The sequence below is a fragment of the Micromonospora sp. NPDC005194 genome (genome assembly GCF_040608335.1).
In the GTDB taxonomy this organism is placed as follows: domain Bacteria; phylum Actinomycetota; class Actinomycetes; order Mycobacteriales; family Micromonosporaceae; genus Micromonospora.
On record NZ_JBEXIA010000006.1, the window covers coordinates 128,232 to 145,914 of the forward strand.

18 protein-coding genes are annotated in these 17,683 nt (G+C 71.6%); 8 read left to right on the forward strand and 10 right to left on the reverse strand.

Features of this window, described 5'->3' with window-relative positions; translation table 11 throughout:
• Positions 1 to 3 precede the first annotated feature (3 nt).
• Positions 4 to 1,311, reverse strand: a complete 1,308-nt coding sequence (locus tag ABZU53_RS07350) for an extracellular solute-binding protein (RefSeq protein ID WP_355064502.1) — start codon at positions 1,309 to 1,311, stop codon at positions 4 to 6.
• Between the two features lie 183 nt (positions 1,312 to 1,494).
• Positions 1,495 to 2,253 (reverse strand): maleylpyruvate isomerase family mycothiol-dependent enzyme, encoded by a 759-nt coding sequence (locus tag ABZU53_RS07355; RefSeq protein WP_355064504.1) that lies wholly within the window; start codon positions 2,251 to 2,253, stop codon positions 1,495 to 1,497.
• Between the two features lie 69 nt (positions 2,254 to 2,322).
• Here ABZU53_RS07355 and ABZU53_RS07360 point away from each other — a divergent pair, with 69 nt between their 5' ends.
• The gene (locus ABZU53_RS07360) at positions 2,323 to 3,405 is read left to right on the forward strand and encodes a UDP-N-acetylmuramate dehydrogenase (protein WP_355064506.1); all 1,083 of its coding nucleotides are present in this window, start codon (positions 2,323 to 2,325) and stop codon (positions 3,403 to 3,405) included.
• Between the two features lie 11 nt (positions 3,406 to 3,416).
• On the opposite strand, the gene ABZU53_RS07365 is transcribed toward ABZU53_RS07360, so the two are convergent.
• Positions 3,417 to 4,205 (reverse strand): class I SAM-dependent methyltransferase, encoded by a 789-nt coding sequence (locus ABZU53_RS07365; RefSeq protein ID WP_355064507.1) that lies wholly within the window; start codon positions 4,203 to 4,205, stop codon positions 3,417 to 3,419.
• 16 nt (positions 4,206 to 4,221) lie between these two features.
• Positions 4,222 to 4,986 (reverse strand): SDR family oxidoreductase, encoded by a 765-nt coding sequence (locus tag ABZU53_RS07370; protein WP_355064509.1) that lies wholly within the window; start codon positions 4,984 to 4,986, stop codon positions 4,222 to 4,224.
• A gap of 207 nt (positions 4,987 to 5,193) precedes the next feature.
• Between ABZU53_RS07370 and mshA the strand changes: the two genes are divergently transcribed.
• From mshA to ABZU53_RS07385, 3 genes are all read left to right on the forward strand, one after another.
• Complete coding sequence (gene mshA, locus ABZU53_RS07375) at positions 5,194 to 6,558, forward strand: D-inositol-3-phosphate glycosyltransferase (RefSeq protein ID WP_354854551.1); 1,365 nt, start codon at positions 5,194 to 5,196, stop codon at positions 6,556 to 6,558.
• 134 nt (positions 6,559 to 6,692) lie between these two features.
• Positions 6,693 to 7,202, forward strand: a complete 510-nt coding sequence (locus ABZU53_RS07380) for a YbjN domain-containing protein (RefSeq protein ID WP_354854549.1) — start codon at positions 6,693 to 6,695, stop codon at positions 7,200 to 7,202.
• A gap of 435 nt (positions 7,203 to 7,637) precedes the next feature.
• Positions 7,638 to 8,672 carry a hypothetical protein gene (locus ABZU53_RS07385; protein ID WP_355064582.1) on the forward strand — a complete coding sequence of 345 codons (1,035 nt, stop codon included), beginning with the start codon at positions 7,638 to 7,640 and terminating at the stop codon, positions 8,670 to 8,672.
• A gap of 369 nt (positions 8,673 to 9,041) precedes the next feature.
• Here ABZU53_RS07385 and ABZU53_RS07390 read toward each other — a convergent pair whose 3' ends face one another.
• Both ABZU53_RS07390 and ABZU53_RS07395 read right to left on the reverse strand, forming a co-directional pair.
• Positions 9,042 to 10,331, reverse strand: coding sequence for an MFS transporter (locus tag ABZU53_RS07390; RefSeq protein WP_355064511.1), 1,290 nt, complete (start codon positions 10,329 to 10,331; stop codon positions 9,042 to 9,044).
• A 117-nt stretch (positions 10,332 to 10,448) separates the two neighbouring features.
• On the reverse strand, positions 10,449 to 11,732 hold the full coding sequence (locus tag ABZU53_RS07395; protein WP_355064513.1) for an MFS transporter: 1,284 nt from the start codon (positions 11,730 to 11,732) through the stop codon (positions 10,449 to 10,451).
• Between the two features lie 153 nt (positions 11,733 to 11,885).
• Here ABZU53_RS07395 and ABZU53_RS07400 point away from each other — a divergent pair, with 153 nt between their 5' ends.
• A complete protein-coding gene (locus tag ABZU53_RS07400) occupies positions 11,886 to 12,653 on the forward strand; it encodes a phosphoglyceromutase (protein ID WP_354854542.1) in 768 nt (255 codons plus the stop codon).
• A gap of 49 nt (positions 12,654 to 12,702) precedes the next feature.
• On the opposite strand, the gene phoU is transcribed toward ABZU53_RS07400, so the two are convergent.
• Positions 12,703 to 13,356: a phosphate signaling complex protein PhoU gene (phoU, locus tag ABZU53_RS07405; protein ID WP_354854540.1), complete on the reverse strand. Its 654-nt coding sequence runs from the start codon at positions 13,354 to 13,356 to the stop codon at positions 12,703 to 12,705.
• Positions 13,357 to 13,559: 203 nt separating this feature from the next.
• Between phoU and ABZU53_RS07410 the strand changes: the two genes are divergently transcribed.
• Complete coding sequence (locus ABZU53_RS07410) at positions 13,560 to 14,840, forward strand: ATP-binding protein (protein ID WP_355064515.1); 1,281 nt, start codon at positions 13,560 to 13,562, stop codon at positions 14,838 to 14,840.
• Between the two features lie 23 nt (positions 14,841 to 14,863).
• Positions 14,864 to 15,547 carry a response regulator transcription factor gene (locus ABZU53_RS07415; protein WP_039906992.1) on the forward strand — a complete coding sequence of 228 codons (684 nt, stop codon included), beginning with the start codon at positions 14,864 to 14,866 and terminating at the stop codon, positions 15,545 to 15,547.
• Between the two features lie 61 nt (positions 15,548 to 15,608).
• On the opposite strand, the gene ABZU53_RS07420 is transcribed toward ABZU53_RS07415, so the two are convergent.
• Positions 15,609 to 16,262, reverse strand: a complete 654-nt coding sequence (locus tag ABZU53_RS07420) for an NAD(P)-binding domain-containing protein (RefSeq protein WP_354854536.1) — start codon at positions 16,260 to 16,262, stop codon at positions 15,609 to 15,611.
• Between the two features lie 243 nt (positions 16,263 to 16,505).
• Between ABZU53_RS07420 and ABZU53_RS07425 the strand changes: the two genes are divergently transcribed.
• Entirely contained in the window at positions 16,506 to 17,084 is a 579-nt protein-coding gene (locus ABZU53_RS07425) for a TetR/AcrR family transcriptional regulator (protein WP_354854535.1), read from the forward strand.
• Between the two features lie 13 nt (positions 17,085 to 17,097).
• Here the strand turns inward: ABZU53_RS07425 and ABZU53_RS07430 are convergent, their stop codons facing one another.
• Positions 17,098 to 17,481: a type II toxin-antitoxin system death-on-curing family toxin gene (locus tag ABZU53_RS07430; RefSeq protein ID WP_355064583.1), complete on the reverse strand. Its 384-nt coding sequence runs from the start codon at positions 17,479 to 17,481 to the stop codon at positions 17,098 to 17,100.
• Positions 17,481 to 17,681 carry a hypothetical protein gene (locus tag ABZU53_RS07435; protein WP_354854531.1) on the reverse strand — a complete coding sequence of 67 codons (201 nt, stop codon included), beginning with the start codon at positions 17,679 to 17,681 and terminating at the stop codon, positions 17,481 to 17,483. Before ABZU53_RS07435 ends, ABZU53_RS07430 begins: the two co-directional genes overlap by 1 nt.
• Positions 17,682 to 17,683: the final 2 nt, after the last annotated feature.

The window sequence follows — 17,683 nt, forward strand, 5'->3', positions numbered from 1 at the left end:
GGGCTACTTGGCGGCGGCCTTCTTCGCGTTGGTCACCGCGTCCGTCCAGCCCTGCGTGGGGCTGCGCTGGCCCAGCTCCACGGTCCGTACGGCGTTCTCCACCTCGGTGCGGACGGCCTGGTTCTTGGGGCCCATGTAGACCGGCTTCAGGCTCTTCGCGCCGGTGCCGAAGATCGCTCCGACGGGCGCCCCGGAGAAGTACGCGTTGGTCGAGCCGGCGATCGCCGGGTCGTCGAGCGCCTGCGGCGAGGAGGGCAGCGGACCCTTGGCCTTGAATGCGCCGATCTGGCCCTTGGCGCTGGTCAGGAACTTCGCCAGCTCGATGGCCTCGGCCTGGTGCTTGCTCTGCTTCGGCACGGCGAGGTGCGACCCGCCCCAGTTGCCGCCGTTGCCGGGCACCCGGGCGATGTCCCACTTGCCCTTGGCAGCCGGGCCGGAGTTCTGCTCGATGACACCGGTCATCCAGGCGGGGCAGGCGATGGTGGCGAACTTCGACTGCTTGAAGGCCGACACCCACTCCTCGGACCAGGAGCCGTACTTGCCGGAGAGGCCCGAGTCGATGATGTCCATGGTGGTGTCCCAGGCCTGCCGTACCGCCGGGTTGCTGTCGACCACGACGTTGCCGTTGGTGTCGTAGTAGCTGTAGCCGGTGGTGTTGCCGGCGGTCTGCAGCAGGATCGTGTTGAACGTGTTGGTGGCCGCGTCGAGGAAGGACGCCCCGGTCTTGGCCGCGACGAACTTCTCACCGGTGGCGATGTAGTCCTGCCAGGTCGGCCAGAGCTTCGACACCGCGTCCCGTTCGGTGGGCAGGCCCGCCTTTTCGAAGAGGTCCTTGCGGTAGCACATGGCGATGCCGCCGACGTCGGTGCCGAGGCCGATGAGCTGCTTGCCGTCGGGGGTCAGGCCGGCGTTCCACTTCCACTCCAGGAAGTTGCCCTTGAGGTCGGCGGCGCCGTGGTCCAGCAGGTTGACGAAGTTGTTCGGATTCGCCTTGTACTCGACCAGCAGACCCTCCTCGATGGCCACGATGTCGCCGGCGCCCCGGCCGGCGGCGAGCCACTGGGTCAGCTTCGGCGAGTACTCGTCGAGGTTGCTGCCGGTGCCCCGCTCGACGATCTTCACGCCGGGGTGTGCGGCCATGTACTCCTGGTAGAGCTGGTCGTAGCCGAACTGGCCGAAGACGTCGACGGTCAGCGTGATCGGCCCGTCCGCCTCGGCGTCGTCACCGCCGCCGCAGCCGGCGGTGACGAGCAGGGCGGTCGTGGCGGCGAGGGCCACCGCGGCGAGGCGGCGGCGCGGAAAGACAGCCATCGGATATGGACCTCTCTCAAGGTGGTCAGGTGGTGGCAGGAGGCCAAGAGAGCGCTCTCACGTCAGGGTGGTGGCTTCCCCGGGCAGTGTCAAGAGAGCGCTCTCTTGAATCTGTCCATCGATACGCGACGAGGGCGCCACCCCTGCCGGAGTGACGCCCTCGTCGCGGGTCTGGCCCTGGAATCAGCCGGTACGCAGCCCGTCCAGCAGCGTGCGGTCGCCCGTGACGTCGAGGGTCTCGAAGCTCACCCGCCCCCAGAGCGCCAGCAGCAGATCGCTCGCGGTGCCGCTGACCTGCGCGCGGGCGTGGTGATCGTCGTGGTCGAAGATGGTCGCCGTGTCGAGCAGCGCCACCCCCTCGCCGCGCAGCCGCAGATACCACTCCTGATCCGCGTCCGTCGCCGCGAGCTGCACCACCCCGTGCCAGTCGCCCTTGACCTGCCGCCGGCCGGCCGGCAACCAGGTGTCCAGCACCTCGCTCACCCCGTCGGCGGCGAGCTTGGCCTCGACCGGTTCACCGGCGGCGATGGCGAGCTGGGCGTCCCAGCGGTGCACCGCCGTCTCGTGTGCCATCCGGCGCGGCCAGAAGCCGGCCTTCTTCGGCTGCGGCGCCCAGTTCCACGCCGGCGCCTCCGGGTCGAGCCCGTCGAAGAGGGTCATCAGCTGGTCGTACCCCTGCTGCCAGAGCTGGAGCGCGCTCAGGCCCGAGGGTGCCACGGACGCGTCCCGGCGGGCCGGCACCTCCGTCTGCCCCGACCCGGCGAACGAATAAACCCAGTGGTAGATGCCCGCGAGGTGCAGGGTGAGATCATTGACTGTCCAGCCCGGACAGGACAGCACGGGTGTCTCCGGCGGCGCCTCGGCGACCGCCGCGGCGAACGCCGGGCCCTCGGCCCGCAGCGCCCCAATCCAGAAGTCCTTGCTGCCCTGCAGTCTGCTCATCGCCATCCTCCCGGGGGTGCCGGGCCACCAGTAGGTGCCACGGCTGCCCATCAGCCTAAGGTGAAAGACGTGTCAGACGCCTACGCCCAGCCGACAACCGAAGCCGATCGTGCCATCCCGGGTCCACTGGCCGGTTACACCACGCTACGGATGGGCGGGCCGGCCAGGCGGATCGTGGCCGCGACCAGCGCCGACGAGATCATCCGGGCGGTCCAGGCCACGGACGAGCCGATCCTGGTCCTGGCCGGCGGCAGCAACGTGGTGATCGGCGACGCCGGCTTCCCCGGCACGGTCGTGCTGGTGCGCTCCCGTGGCCTGCGGGTCCTCACCGAGGACGCCGAGTCGGTCACCGTACGCGTCGAAGCCGGCGAGCCGTGGGACGACCTGGTCGCCGCGACGATCGGCAACGACTGGGCCGGCCTGGAATGCCTCTCCGGCATTCCCGGCTCGACCGGCGCCACCCCGATCCAGAACGTCGGCGCGTACGGCCAGGAGGTCGCCGAGACGATCACCGGCGTCGAGGTGTACGACCGGCTCGACGGCGCCCGTCGGATCATCCCCGCGGCAGAGTGCGGGTTCGCGTACCGGGGCAGCATCTTCAAGTACCAGGACCGCTGGATGGTGCTCTCGGTCGACTTCCGGCTCACCCGCTCGCCGCTGTCCGGCCCGGTGCGCTACGCCGAGCTGGCCCGGGCGCTCGGGGTCGAGGTGGGCGAGCGGGTGCCGCTGGCCGACGCGCGGGCGACGGTGCTGCGGCTGCGCGCCGGCAAGGGCATGGTGCTCGACGCCGCCGATCCCGACACCCGCTCGGTCGGCTCCTTCTTCACCAACCCGGTGCTCGACCGGGCGACGTACGAGCTGCTCCGGGAGCGTGCCGCCGACCTGGGCGAGCCCCCGTCCTGGCCCGGGGCGGACGGCCTGGTCAAGGTGAGCGCGGCCTGGCTGATCGACAAGGCCGGCTTCACCAAGGGCCACCCCGGCCCGGACGGCGTGGCCATCTCCAGCAAGCACACCCTCGCCCTCACCAATCGCAGCGGCACGGCCAGCACCAGCGACCTGCTCATTCTCGCCGGCACCATCCGTGACACCGTGCACGCCCGCCTCGGGGTCACCCTGCACCCCGAGCCGGTCCTGATCAACTGCGCCCTCTGACCCCACCCCGCTCAGGGGAGGGGCCAGGAGAGGGTCAGCTCGCCGTGCCGCCAGCGGTGCGGGCCGTCACGCACGGGCCAGCCGTCGTCCCGCAGCCTGCCCACGGCCCTCAGCCAGCGCTGCCGTGGACCGAAGGTGGCGTAGGGGGCCGCAGCCTGCCAGGCGTCGTCCAGGGCCCGGATCAGGTCGTGCACCGCCTCACCCGGGACGTTGCGGTGGATCAGCGCCTTGGGCAGCCGCTCGGCCAACTCGGCGGGACTGCCCAGCGTGGTGAGCTTCGCGGCCAGGGTCAGCGTGCGCGGGCCGTCCGCGTCGACCAGCAGCCAGCTCGCCAGCCGGCCAAGCTCGTCGCAGGTGCCCTCGACGAGCGCCCCACCCGGAGCGAGCGCGGCGGTCATCGTGCGCCAGGCGTCGGGCACCTCGCGCTCGTCGTACTGGCGCAGGACGTTGAACGCGCGGACCAGCACCGGCCGGAGCCCGGCCAACTCGAAGCCACCCCGGGCGAAGGTCAGGCCGGGCGGGTCGGCGGCCGGCGTCGCGGCGGCCACCCGCGCCGGGTCGATCTCCAGCCCGACCAGGCGTACGTCCCGACGGACCCCGGCGGCAAGCCGGGCCCGCAACTCCACGGCGGTCACCGGCGTGGCGCCGTACCCGAGGTCCACCACCAGCGGATCGACCGCCGCCCGCAGCCGGTCGGCGCAGGTCGCCACGATCCAGTTGTCCACCCGGCGCAGCCGGTTCGGGTTGGTGGTGCCCCGGGTGACCACGCCGAGCGGTCGGCGTCGTGGAGCCCCGCTCATCGGTCCTGTCCCCGACTCAGGAGACCCGGTGCACCTTGTGTTGCGCGGCCTGCGCCCGTGGCCGGACCACCAGCCGGTCGATGTTGACGTGCTCGGGGCGGGTGGCGCACCAGGCGATGCAGTCGGCGACGTCCTCGGCGACCAGCGGCCCCGGCACCCCGGCGTAGACGGCGGCCGCCCGCTCGGCGTCGCCCTCGAAGCGGACCAGCCCGAACTCGTCGGTCTTCACCATTCCGGGGTCGATCTCGATGACCCGCAGCGGCCGGCCACACAGCTCCAGGCGGAGCGTGCCGGCGATGGCGGTCTGCGCGTGCTTCGCCGCGGTGTAGCCGCCGCCACCCTCGTACACGGTCAGGCCGGCGGTGGAGGAGACCACCACGATGGTGCCGGAACTGGACGCCTCCAGCGCCGGCAGCAGCGCCTGGGTGACCCGCAGGGTGCCGAGCACGTTCACGTCGTACATCCACTGCCAGTCGGCGACCGAGCCGGACTCCACCGGGTCCAGCCCGCGTGCTCCGCCGGCGTTGTTCACCAGGAGGGTGACCGGCCCGGGCGCCTGGGCGGCGGCCTCGGCCAACCGGGCCACCGACTCGTCCGAGGTGACGTCGCAGGTCACCGCGGTGGCCTGCCCGCCGGCGGCGGTGATCTCGGCGACCAGGTCGGCGAGCCGTTCGGCGCGGCGGGCGGCGGCGAGCACGTGGAAACCCTCGGCGGCGAGCCGGCGGGCGGTGGCCGCTCCGATCCCGCTGGACGCTCCGGTGACGATGGCGACAGAGGTCATCCGGTCATTGTCGCCCCGGTCGTCCGAGGCCTTGCGATCGGGCGCGGGGCTTCGCCGTGCGGGCCGACGGTTGATGAGGTCCGTCACCCCGGCCGGCCGCGCCGACGCATTTCCGTAGCCCGATGGGGAAGATGACATCCGGCGTACAGGTTGACCGAGAAGCGCCGGTCGTGCGAGACGGCATTAACCGTGACTGAAGGAGCGGACGTGGCGGAACTGCACACCGGTGTCGGTCGTCAGCGAGGTGCCCGACCGTGGCCCCGGCCCCGCCGCATCGCCACCCTGTCGGTGCACACCTCCCCGCTGCACCAGCCGGGCACCGGCGACGCCGGCGGGATGAACGTCTACATCCTGGAGGTCGCCCGGCGGCTCGCCGAGGCCGACGTCGAGGTGGAGATCTTCACCCGGGCCACCTCGGGTGACCTCCCCCCGGTGGTCGAGATGGCCCCCGGCGTGCAGGTCCGGCACATCACCTCCGGTCCGCTCGAAGGGCTGACCAAGGAGGAGTTGCCCGGCCAGCTCTGCGCCTTCACCGCCGGGGTGCTGCGCGCCGAGGCGTCCCGCCCACCCGGGCACTACGACCTGATCCACTCCCACTACTGGCTGTCGGGGCAGGTCGGCTGGCTGGCCAAGGAGCGCTGGGGAGTGCCGCTGGTGCACACCGCGCACACCCTGGCGAAGGTCAAGAACGCCCAACTCGCCGCCGACGACCGGCCGGAACCGAAGGCTCGGGTGATCGGCGAGGAGCAGGTCGTCGCCGAGGCCGACCAGCTGGTCGCCAACACCCGGGTGGAGGCCCGCGACCTCGTCGAGCGGTACGACGCCGCCCCCGACCAGGTCTCCGTCGTGCAGCCGGGCGTCGACCTGGCCCGGTTCCGGCCCGCGCCGGGCGACCGGTTCGTGGCCGCCCGCGCCGCCCGCCGCAGGCTGGGGCTGCCGGTCGACGGGTACGTGGTGGCCTTCGTCGGTCGGATCCAACCACTCAAGGCGCCGGACGTGCTCATCCGCGCGATCGCCGCCCTGCGCGAGCGTGATCCGGCCCTGGCCGACGAGGTGACCGTGGTGATCTGCGGCGGGCCCAGCGGCAGCGGACTGGACCGGCCGACCGCCCTGATCGAGCTGGCCGCGACGCTCGGCGTCGCCGACCGGGTCCGTTTCCTGCCGCCGCGTACCGGCGACGACCTGCCGGCCCTGTACCGGGCCGCCGATCTGGTCGCGGTGCCGTCGCACAACGAATCCTTCGGGCTCGTCGCCCTGGAGGCGCAGGCCTGCGGTACGCCGGTGCTGGCCGCCGCCGTCGGTGGTCTGGTCACCGCCGTTCGGGACCAGGCCAGTGGGGTGCTCATCGACGGGCACGACCCGGTGGACTGGGCCCGGGCCCTGGGCCGCCTGCTGCCGGACCGTGCACTGCGGGCCAGGCTGTCCCGCGGCGCCGCGCAGCACGCCCGACACTTCTCCTGGGACCGCACCGTCACGGGCCTGCTCGACGTCTACGGCGAGGCGATCGCCGCGCGCCGGGCCCGCCTCGCCGCCGACCTGGCCGGAGGCCCCGCCCTCTCCTGCTCTTGGTGACCGGGGACAGGTCGTGCCGGTGGTGACCCCGCGCCGATCGTGCCGGTGCTGACCGCGCGCCGATCGTGCTGGTGGGTGACCGCGGGCCGGTCGTCATCCGGTGCGTGGGCCGGGGCGGTCGTAGAGTGGGTCCGGTGAGCCCGAAGAGCGATCTTGCGACCCTGATCGAGTCGGTGTGTGCCGAACGTGACCTGGCCTGGGAGTCGACCGGCCCCGGCTCGTACGCGATCACCCTGCCGGGCACCCACAAGCTCAAGACGATCTGCAACCTGATCGTCGGTGAGCACGCGCTGCGGATCGAGGCGTTCGTCATGCGCCAGCCCGACGAGCGGCGCGAGGAGCTGTGGGCCTGGCTGCTGCAGCGCAACGCCCGGATGTACGGGGTCTCCTTCTCCACCGACGCGGTCGGTGACGTGTACCTGACCGGGCGGGTCAACCCGGCCGGTGTGGACGCCGACGAGCTGGACCGGCTGCTCGGTTCGGTGCTTACCTACTCCGACGAGTCCTTCGACACCATGCTGGAGATCGGCTTCGGCAGCTCGATCCGGCGCGAGTACGAGTGGCGCGTCAAGCGCGGCGAGTCGACCGCGAACCTGGCCGCTTTCGCCCACCTCTTCGAGCCGTCCGGCCCCGGCCCCGCCTGACAACTGGCGTTCTCGGCGGCTCCACGCGCGGGGGCCTGCGCCCCGACTGCGGGGTTTATCAGGCGGGCTTCCGGGCCGAGGTGGTGGGACGCCTCCTTTGCTCTGCTTCAACCGACGCAACACTTACGGGCTCCGAGCGTTGCCTGGGTGTAAGCAGAGCAAAGGATGTGTGGGGTACGGGTGCGCCCGGCTCAATCCCTACCGTCACAGCGGGCGGCGACGAACGGAGGGTTCGGACTGCCCTTGCTGGGTATGCCGCACCGCGCGGTGCGGCAGAGGGACCCCCGCGCGCCGAGGACGGAGTGTCGAGGAGCGGAGCATCCCATGGCTCAGCGGAACAGCTCAGGTCGCGGCGGGACTGCGACCAGGACCAGACGGCAGGCCGGCAACCAGAGCCCGGCGACACCCGGGATCTCCGAGTCGGAGATCTCCCGGATGCGGGTGGACGACATCCGCGGGCAGTTGCGCAAACGCGGGGTCTCTGGGATCTCCGCGATGCGCAAGCCTGACCTGGTGAAACAGTTGGTGCGTTCGATGCGTTCGGACGCCGGTGGGGCGGGCCGGCGCAGTACCGGACCGGCTGGTCGGGCCGCCGGCACCAGGGCGTCGGCCGGTCGGGCCGCCGCGACGAAGAAGTCGGCGTCGAGGGCGGCACCGAGTCGCGCAAAGGCTGCGCCCGCGAACAAGAGCGCTCCCGCGAAGCGGGCCGCCGCGAAGAAGACGACAGCGGCGAAGAAGACGACAGCGGCGAAGCGGACCACCCCTGCCAAGCGCACCACCGCCGCGAGCAGGTCGACCGCTGCGAAGCGGACGACCACCGCACGGACATCGACGGCGGCCCGTAAGACGGCCGCGGCGAAGAAGACGACAACGGCCAGGTCGACCGCCGCTCGCAGGACGTCGACGACCGCGCGTGCCGCGCCAGCGCGAAAGGCGCCCGCGAAGAAGGCGCCGTCGCGACCGGCTGCCACGCGGGCCACGGCGAAGGCGGCGCCGGCGAAGCGGGCGGCTCCCGCCAAGCGGGCCACGGCGAAGCGGGCGGCTCCCACCAAGCGGGCCACGGCGAGCCGGCCGGCGGCTGGTGGCACGACGGCCGGTGGGATCCGGACCGGACGGGGCAGCGGACGGTCGGTCCGCAGCTCGCAGGTGATCTCGTCGACGGCGGACCGGCCGGAGCGGCCGGGACGGAGCCTGATCACCGCGAATCACGAGGTGATCCAACGTTGGGCGCGGGAGCGTGGCGCGAAGCCGGCGACCATCGCGGGCACTGAGCGGGACGGTCGGGCCGGAGTGTTGACCTTCAACATCCCCGGCTACCGGGAAAGCAGCCGGATTCGTGAGATCCCCTGGGATGAGTGGTTTCACACGTTTGATCTGCGCCGGCTCAACCTGATCTATCAGGAGCAGATGCGTGACGGCCGGCAGAGCAACTTCTTCCGGACCGAGTCACCCGATCGTGAGGACGGCTGAGGTGTTTGAGGGAATGCCCGACGGGTACCCGGCTGTTGCCACAGACCGAGGCCCGAGCTGGGGATACTCGTCAGTTGTGACCGGCGAGACACCCATCTGGGTTGAATCCAGAATCCGGCCGAACTAGCTTTATTGCACCGCGCCACGCTTGGAAACGTTCGGGGGAGCGGCGGATCGATCAGATCCGCGCACCAGGCGAGGTGCGAGGGGACGGGTGGATCAACCGTTGGGGGACGGTGCCCACCTGTTTGGACCGGCGGCGCGAGCGGGCGATGCTTACGGGGGTGAGTGTTGCCCGCCGCCGCCGGCCCCACCGGCGAGCGCCCACCATGACCTTCGGGACATGGTGGGCGCTTTGCCGTCGTACGGTCAGCCCGTCTGGACGCGGTCCCCGCGCGGCGCCGGCTCCCGGTCGACCATCCGGCGCATCGCGGCGACGTGCCGGTCACGGGGCGGCCCGGCCAGCAGGTGCCCGAGCGCGGCCAGCAGGCCCAGCCCGCCCACGATCAGCCAGTGCCGGTCACCGAGGTGCTGCAGGCTCACCCCGCCCAGGGTGGGTGCGACGAACGCCGCGGCCGGGAACGTCAGGTAGAAGACCGACTGGTACCGGGCGCGCAGTTGCGGCGGCGCCAGATCCGCGTTGATCTGCGCGTTGGGCGGCGCGGCGAGCATCGAGCCGACCGTCCAGACCACCGCCGCACCGAGGTAGACGCCCAGGTGGTCGGCGACGGCGAGCACGCCGAAGCCGACCGCCAGCAGGGCCGTGGAGATGGCCAGCACGACGTCCTTGCGGTGCCGGTCGATCAGCCGGGGCACGAACAGTTGCCCCAGCACGATCAGCGCGCCCCCGAGTGCCACCACCGCCCCGTACGCCGACGGTCCCAGACCGTCGGCGCGCATCGCCAGCGGCATGATCGTCGAGGTCTGCAGGGTGAGGACGGCCAGCACGAAGGTGAGCCCGACGAAGATCAGGAAGGTCCGGTCGGTGAGCGCGGTGTGCAGCCCCTGTCGACGGGAGCGGCCGGCCCCCTGCTGGCCGGCGGGCGGGAGGGGCGCGGCCGGGCCGGCCCGTCGCAGCGTCTCCGGCACCTTCCAGGCGATGACGGCGGCGGCGGTCAGCGTGGCGCCGGCGTCGACCAGGAACAGTGCGGTGAAGCTCGCCTCGGCCAGCACGCCGGCGAGCAGCGACGCGACGGCCATGCCCAGGTTGAACGCCCAGAACTGGAGGTTGAACGCGCGTGAGCGGCGCTGCGCCGGCACCACGTCGACGATTGCCGCCACGAAGGCGGGGCTGGGCATCAAGTGCACCACGCCGACCAGTGCGGAGAGCGCCGCGATCAGCAGCAGGGGCCGGCTGAAGGCCAGTGCCACCATCAGGGCGGCGGTGGCCAGGTGGGCGGCGAGCAGGGTGGCCCGGCGACCCCACCGGTCGGCCATCACCCCGCCGAGCAGCGCGCCGGCCGCCCCGCCGGCCCCGTACGCCCCGACCACGGTGCCGGCCACCGATTCGCTGGCGCCCCGGGCGTCGGTCAGGTAGAGCGACAGGAAGAGCATGGCGAACGCGCCAGCGCGGTTGATCAGCAAACCCGCCCAGAGGTACCAGAAGGTGGCGGGTAGCCCGCCCGCGGTGTCCTGCCACCAGCGCCGCAGGGCGTGCATCCGACCTCCCGACAGTTCGGTTTCTTAACCGTTTCTCCTGGACGGTAGGAAGTCGGGCCGGGTTGCGCCAGTCGGGTTCCTGATCATGAGCCGTTCGTCTCAGCGGTCACACCGGGCTCAGGCTGCCGCCTCGGCGGGGTGCGACGCCGCAGCGCGGGTGCTGACCGGTGCGGACGCGTCGGCGGCGTGGCGCAGCGCGACGGCACGCCGCTCCCGGGCCGGACCGGAGGCGAGGTGGGCCACCGCCGTCAGTACGCCGATCACGGCGCAGCCGAACCAGAGCGCCGCGTTGCCGACGTGCTCCCGCACCAGGCCGCCGAGAATCGGCGCGCTCGCCCCGGCGATCTGCCAGGAGAGCCCGAACACGCCCTGGTAGCGACCGCGCAGCTCGGCCGGGGAGAGTTCGGCGATCAGCGTGGAGTTGGACGGCGAGTTCAGCATCTCGCCGACCGTCCAGATCAGCACCGTCAGCCCGTAGAACCAGGCGCTGCCGGCGAACGCGGTCAGCCCGAACCCGACACCCATCACCACGGCGGCGAGGGCGAGCACCTGCGAGCGGTTCCGACCCCGGATCAGTCGGGGCACGAAGAGTTGGCCGACGACGATGAGCAAGCCGTTGAGCGCGATCACCGAGCCGTAGGTGGCCGGGCTCAGGCCGGAGTCGCCCATGGCGATCGGCAGCATCGAGATGTGCTGGAGGAAGACCATCGCGGCGAACAGGTTCAGAGCCACGAAGCCGAGGTAGACCCGGTCGCTGAGGATGGTGCGCAGGGCGCCGCGCGGGGCCGTGGTCGCCGCGACGGTGAATCCGCCGTGCCGGGTCTCCGGCACCCGGGCGAAGATGATCAACGCGGTGATCAGCATCGTGCCCGCGTCGACCACGAACAGCAGCAGGTAGTCGGCCTGCGCGGCGAGACCGGCGAGGATGGCGGCGCAGGCGAAGCCCAGGTTGATCGCCCAGTAGTTGAGCGAGAACGCGCGCAGCCGGTCCTTGGCCGGCACCACGTCGATCATCATGGCCCCGAACGCCGGCCGGGCCGCCTCGGCGAACATGCCGAGCAGCAGCGCACCCAGCGCCACTGCCCAGAGGTCACGGGCCAGGCCGAGGGCGAGCATCATGGCCGCCGCGCCGACATGCGCGGTGAGCAGCGTCGGTCGGCGGCCCCACCGGTCGGCCAGGGTGCCGCCGGCGGTGGTGCCGACCGCGCCGCCGACACCCCACAGGCCGAGCACCAGGCCGGCCTGGGAGGGGGAGAAGCCGCGTTCCTGGGTCAGGTAGATGGCGAGGAAGACGAGGACGAACGAGCCGAGCCGGTTGATCAGAGTCCCCGACCACAGGTACCAGAAGGTGGCCGGCAGGCCGCCGGTGGTGTCCCGGAACCAGCTCCGCATCGTCCGCACGTGGTGCCCCCGCTTGCAAGTAATGACCGATGTGACTGCAGCGCCTTACAACCCTAGTGGCGGTCGGATTCACAGGTCATCCGCTTTATCACGTGGTGGTCGTCACGACGGGTGCCCGCGTGTCCGGTACGGGGTTGAGGCAGGATGATCCGCATGACTGCGAGCGAGGGGCCCACCGTCGGGACGCTGGTCCTGCTGCGGCACGGCGAGAGTGACTGGAACGCCAAGAACCTCTTCACCGGCTGGGTGGACGTCGACCTGACCGAGAAGGGCGAGGGCGAGGCGCGGCGCGGCGGTGAGCTGCTGCGCGAGCACAGCCTGCTGCCGGACGTCGTCCACACCAGCGTGATGCGCCGGGCGATCCGCACCGCCGAGTTGGCGCTGAACGCCGCCGACCGGCACTGGATCGCGGTGCGCCGGTCGTGGCGGCTCAACGAGCGGCACTACGGCGCCCTACAGGGCAAGAACAAGAAGCAGACCCTCGACGAGTACGGCGAGGAGCAGTTCATGCTCTGGCGCCGGTCGTACGACACGCCGCCGCCGCCGATCGCTGACGACGACGAGTGGTCGCAGGTGGGCGATCCGCGCTACGCGCTGCTGCCGACCGAGCTGATGCCGCGTACCGAGTGCCTCAAGGACGTCGTCGAGCGGATGCTGCCCTACTGGTACGACTCGATCGTGCCGGACATCCTGGCCGGCCGGACGGTGCTGGTGGCCGCGCACGGCAATTCGCTGCGCGCCCTGGTGAAGCACCTCGACCAGATCTCCGACGAGGCGATCGCCAAGCTGAACATCCCGACCGGGATCCCGCTGCGCTACGACCTCGATCCGCAGCTGCGCCCGCTCACCCTGGGCGGCACCTACCTCGACCCGACAGCGGCGAAGGCAGCCGCCGCCGCGGTCGCCAACCAGGGCCGCTGAGAGCAGCGAAAGGGGCCCCCGCGACGCGGGGGCCCCTTTCTGACGGGTGTCAGTTGCCGGTGGGCGTGCTCTCACCGGTGATCAGGTAGATCACGTGCTCGCCGGCGTTGACCGCGTGGTCGGCGAAGCGCTCGTAGAAGCGGCCCAGCAGGGTGGCGTCGATGGCGGTCTCCACCCCGTACGGCCAGTCGTCGCCGAGCAGCACCGAGAACAGGCTCTTGTGCAGCTCGTCCATGGCGTCGTCGTCCCGGTCCAACTCGCCGGCCAGGTCGACGTCGGGCTTCGCCAGCACCGAACCGATCTTCGCCGCCATCCGGTCGGCGATGTCGGCCATCTCGGTGAAGATCGTCCGCAGCTCGGCCGGTACGGCGGGCGAGGGGTGCCGCCGCAGCGCCGTCTTCGCCACGTGGTCGGCCAGGTCGCCCATCCGCTCCAGGTCGGCCGCGACGTGCAGCGCGGTGATCATGGCACGCAGGTCGGAGGCGACCGGCGCCTGCCGGGCGAGCAGGTCACACACCCGCTCCTCGACGTGCCGGTAGAGGTCGTCGATCTCGGCGTCCCGCTCGATGACCGTCTCGGCGGCCTGCCGGTCGGCGGTGAGCAGGGCCCGGGTGGCCTGGCGCATGGCAGCGCGGACGCCCTCCGCCATGTCCACCAGCAGTTGGCTGACGATCTGGAGGTCGGCCCGGAACTCGTCGCGCATCATCACGTCCTGTGGTCGGTCGCCGCCGACGGGTGCCGGCGCAGGGGTTGAGCAGGTGCGACGCCAACGGTAGGGCGCGTGAACGGATCCCGGATGAACCACGGTGAACGACGCCAGACGTGGGGGTGAACACTTCCGGAAGTGCGGGTGGTTCGTCCCGTTCTGTGTGGTAGCCAGGTTAACAATGACCCTACGATCGCCGGGTGGAGTGGGCGGTGACGGTCGTGGTGGCCGTGGCGTTGGCGGCCGGACTGGTCGTCGGCCTTCTGCTGCCCCGGTTCCTGCCGGCGCGCGGCCGCTCCACGTCGACGGGCAGCGCGAGCTCCCGCTGGAGCAGGGGGAGGCCCGCGATAGCCGACGAGCAGCAGGCCGGGCTCGGCCGCCGGACGATCGATTCGCTCCGGGCCGGTGTCGTGGTACTGGACAACGACGACGTGCCCGTGCTGATCAACCCGGCCGCCCGTGCGATGGGTCTGCTGCGTACCGGCAGCACCCCGGGCTCGATCGCCGCGCACCCGTTGATCCGTACTCTCGCTGGCCAGGTGCGGCGCACCGGCGTGCGGCGCGAGATCGAGCTGGACCTGCCGCGGGGTCGCGACAGCGCAGGTGAGAACCCGCTGGGCGTGCACCTGCGGGCCATGGGCCTCGGGAACGGCTTCATCGCCGTGGAGGCGGTCGACGTGACCGAGTCGCACCGCCTGACCCGGGTGCGACGTGACTTCGTGGCGAACGTGAGCCATGAGCTCAAGACACCGATCGGCGCGCTCCAACTGCTCGCCGAGGCGCTGCTGGACGCCACCGAGCCGGCCGACGCCGCGGTACCCGACCTCTCCGAGGACCTGGTCGCCGCCCGCCGGTTCGCCGAACGGATCCAGCACGAGTCGACCCGGCTGGGCCGGCTGGTGCAGGAGTTGCTGGAGCTGACCCGGCTCCAGGGCGCCGAGCCGCAGCCGCCACCGGAGCCCGTCGCGCTCGACTGGGTGATCGCCGAGGTGGTCGACCGCACCCGCACCACGGCCGCCGCCCGGGGGGTCGAGGTGACGGTCGACGGCGAGCGGGGTCTCACCGCGTACGGCAGCGACAGTCAGCTCGCCACGGCGGTGGCGAACCTGGTGGAGAACGCCATCAACTACTCGGGCGAGGACACCACGGTGCGGGTCACCCTCCGCGGTGACGGCGAACATGTCGAGGTCGCGGTCGCTGACCAGGGCATCGGCATCGCCCCGACGGACGTGGATCGGATCTTCGAGCGGTTCTACCGGGCCGACCAGGCCCGCTCGCGTTCCACCGGTGGCACCGGGCTCGGTCTGGCCATCGTGAAACACATCGCGAGCAACCATGGCGGTCGGGTGGAGGTGTCGAGCACTCTTGGGGGTGGATCGACGTTCACCCTACGGTTGCCCGCCAGCCCACCGGACGACCTGCTGGCGACACTGCCGCCGGTTGGGATCGAGGCCGGTCCGGCCGAGCTTCGGCAGGTCTGACAGCAATGGAAAGGAAATCCCCGTTGAGCCGCGTTCTGGTGGTCGAGGACGAGGAGTCGTTCTCCGACGCCCTGTCGTACATGCTCCGTAAGGAGGGCTTCGAGGTCTCGGTCGCCGCGACCGGCACCGACGCCCTCACCGAGTTCGACCGAACCGGCGCCGACATCGTGCTGCTCGACCTGATGTTGCCCGAGATGTCGGGAACCGAGGTGTGCCGGCAGCTCCGGCAGCGCTCGGCCGTGCCGATCATCATGGTCACCGCGCGGGACAGCGAGATCGACAAGGTGGTCGGCCTGGAGATCGGCGCCGACGACTACGTCACCAAGCCGTACTCTCCCCGGGAGCTGGTCGCGCGGATCCGCGCGGTGCTGCGCCGGCAGAGCCCGGAGGTGGCCGAGGCGGGTGCCCCGACGCTGGCCGCCGGCCCGGTCCGGATGGACATCGAGCGGCACGTGGTGACCGTCGAGGGTGGGGCCGTGCAGCTGCCGCTCAAGGAGTTCGAGCTGCTGGAGCTGCTGCTGCGCAACGCGGGCCGGGTGCTGACCCGCGGTCAGCTCATCGACCGGGTGTGGGGCGCCGACTACGTCGGCGACACCAAGACGCTTGACGTGCACGTCAAGCGGCTGCGCTCCAAGATCGAGCCGGAGCCGTCGGCACCCCGCTTCATCGTCACGGTGCGGGGCCTGGGATACAAGTTCGAGCCGTGATCGGCCGACCCGAAGGGGGTCCACGCTCGGCGTGGGCCCCCTTCGGGCTGTCCGGGTCCGGTCAGCGGACGACCTTGAGGTTGAAGTTGGCGGTGTCGAGCCGGCCGTAGAGCCGCAACCAGAGCGGCATCAGCATCTCGGTGCCCCGGGCGGTGGAGAGGTCACCGAGGTCGATCACGTCGGTGTGGCCGAAGCTGACGAGCAGCCCGGTGACAATCCGCTTGGCCTCCGCGTCGTCGCCGGAGACGAACACGCTGTGCGCGCCGTCGGCGAGCTGGCGCGGACGCACCATCAGCTCGGCGGTCAGCGTGTTGAGTGACTTGACCACCCTGGCCTGCGGGAACTCCCGCTGGATCTGCTCGGCGAGGGAGTCGGTGTCCTGCACCGTCAGGGTGGGTGGAAAGCCTGCGCTGAAGTCGAGCGGGTTGGCGATGTCGAGCAGGACCTTGCCGGCCAGGTTCGCCGCGCCGGCCGCGGTGAGCGCCGGCAGGGAGCCGCTGCCACTGGTGGCGTTGACCACCAGCTCGGCGTCCGCGGCCGCGTCCGCCTGGGTTGCCAGGCCCACCTCGGGGTGCTCCGCGGTCCAGGCGGCGTAATCGCCGGCCAGGGTGGTCGCGACGTCCCGGGTGCCGATGGTGACCTGGTGGCCCAACTCCGCCGCGCGGGCGCTGATGGTCCTGCCGACCGAGCCGGTGCCGAGAACTGCGATGCGCATGTGGATCGATCCTCCACTCGGGCGCGGTGGCCTCGCGCCGACTGTCCGCAGGCTAACAGACAGGTCTGTCTACTGCTGTCCCTCGGGGAGTGCGGGCCGTGGGCAGCGGTTTGCCTACCGCGTCCTGTCGAGCTGCCCCGGAGATGGGGCATCGTCCGCCCGAGCTGCGCAGACGACGGCTCGCGGCCGCAGACGGAGCTGTCTGTAGAATCGGCCCGCCACCAGCACGTCGAGGGAGTGTCGATGCCTGCCCACCGCACGCCGGCCGGCTCGGCCCGGGACCGGATCCTGGAGACCGCGTTCCGGCTCTTCTACGCCCACGGACCGCGCGGCGTGGGGGTGGACACGGTCATCGCCGAGTCGGGCGTGGCCAAGGCGACGCTCTACAAGCACTTCCCGCGTAAGGACGACCTGGTGCTGGCGTACCTCGACCGGGTCGACCAGGCGTGGTTCGGTGCGTTGCGCGCCGCCGCCCGGGATGCCGGCGACGAGCCGCGCGACCAGTTGGTCGGGATGTTCGACGCGCTCGCCGGCGCCTGCCGGCGGGACGGCTACCACGGTTGCGCGTTCATCAACACGGCCGCCGAGTCACCGGCCGGCGGCCCGGTGCACGCCCGGACGGTCGAGCACAAGACCGTGGTCCGGGCCTGGGTGACGGAGCTGGCCCGGCAGGCCGGCGCGGCCGACCCGGAGCTGCTCGCCCGGCAGCTCACCCTGCTGCTCGACGGCGGGCTGGCCAGCGGCGTGCTGGACGGCGACCCGGTGATCGCCGACGCGGCCCGGCGCAGCGCCCGCACGCTCGTCGATGCGGCGTTGCGCTGACCGGGCGCGCAGCTCAGAACAGCTTGCGCAGCGCCACCGCGATGTCGGCCACCTCGGTCAGACGGCTCTCCGCCACGCTGATGACCAGGTCGTACGCGATGTCCTGGTCGGTCTCGTCAAGTTGGGCGACGGTGAAGGCGCGGTTCTGGAGCAGGAAGGCGATCGTCACGATCCAGCCGATCCGCTTGTTGCCGTCCACGAACGGGTGGTTGTTGACCAGCGAGTGCAGCAGTGCCGCCGCCTTGGTCCAGAGGTCCGGGTAGGCATCCTCTCCGAACACACTCGTCTTCGGTCGAGCCACCGCCGACTCCACCAGGCCGGCGTCCCTGATCCCGACACCGAGCTTGCGGGCGATGGCGGCCACGTCGGCGAGCATGGGATAGCGGATGTCCGTCATCACTCCGCCAGGCGAGCGAGCAGGGTGGCGTGGCGTTCAATGATCTCGTCGGCCAGGTCGCCGAACTCCTTGGCGTTTCGCCGTGCCAGGTAGTCATCGATCGCGGTGACGACGACGGCGTGCATCGACCGCGCCTCCTCGTCCGCGACGAGGCGGAGTTGCCGTTCACGTTCGTCATCGAGGCGGAGCGTCATTGCCATGG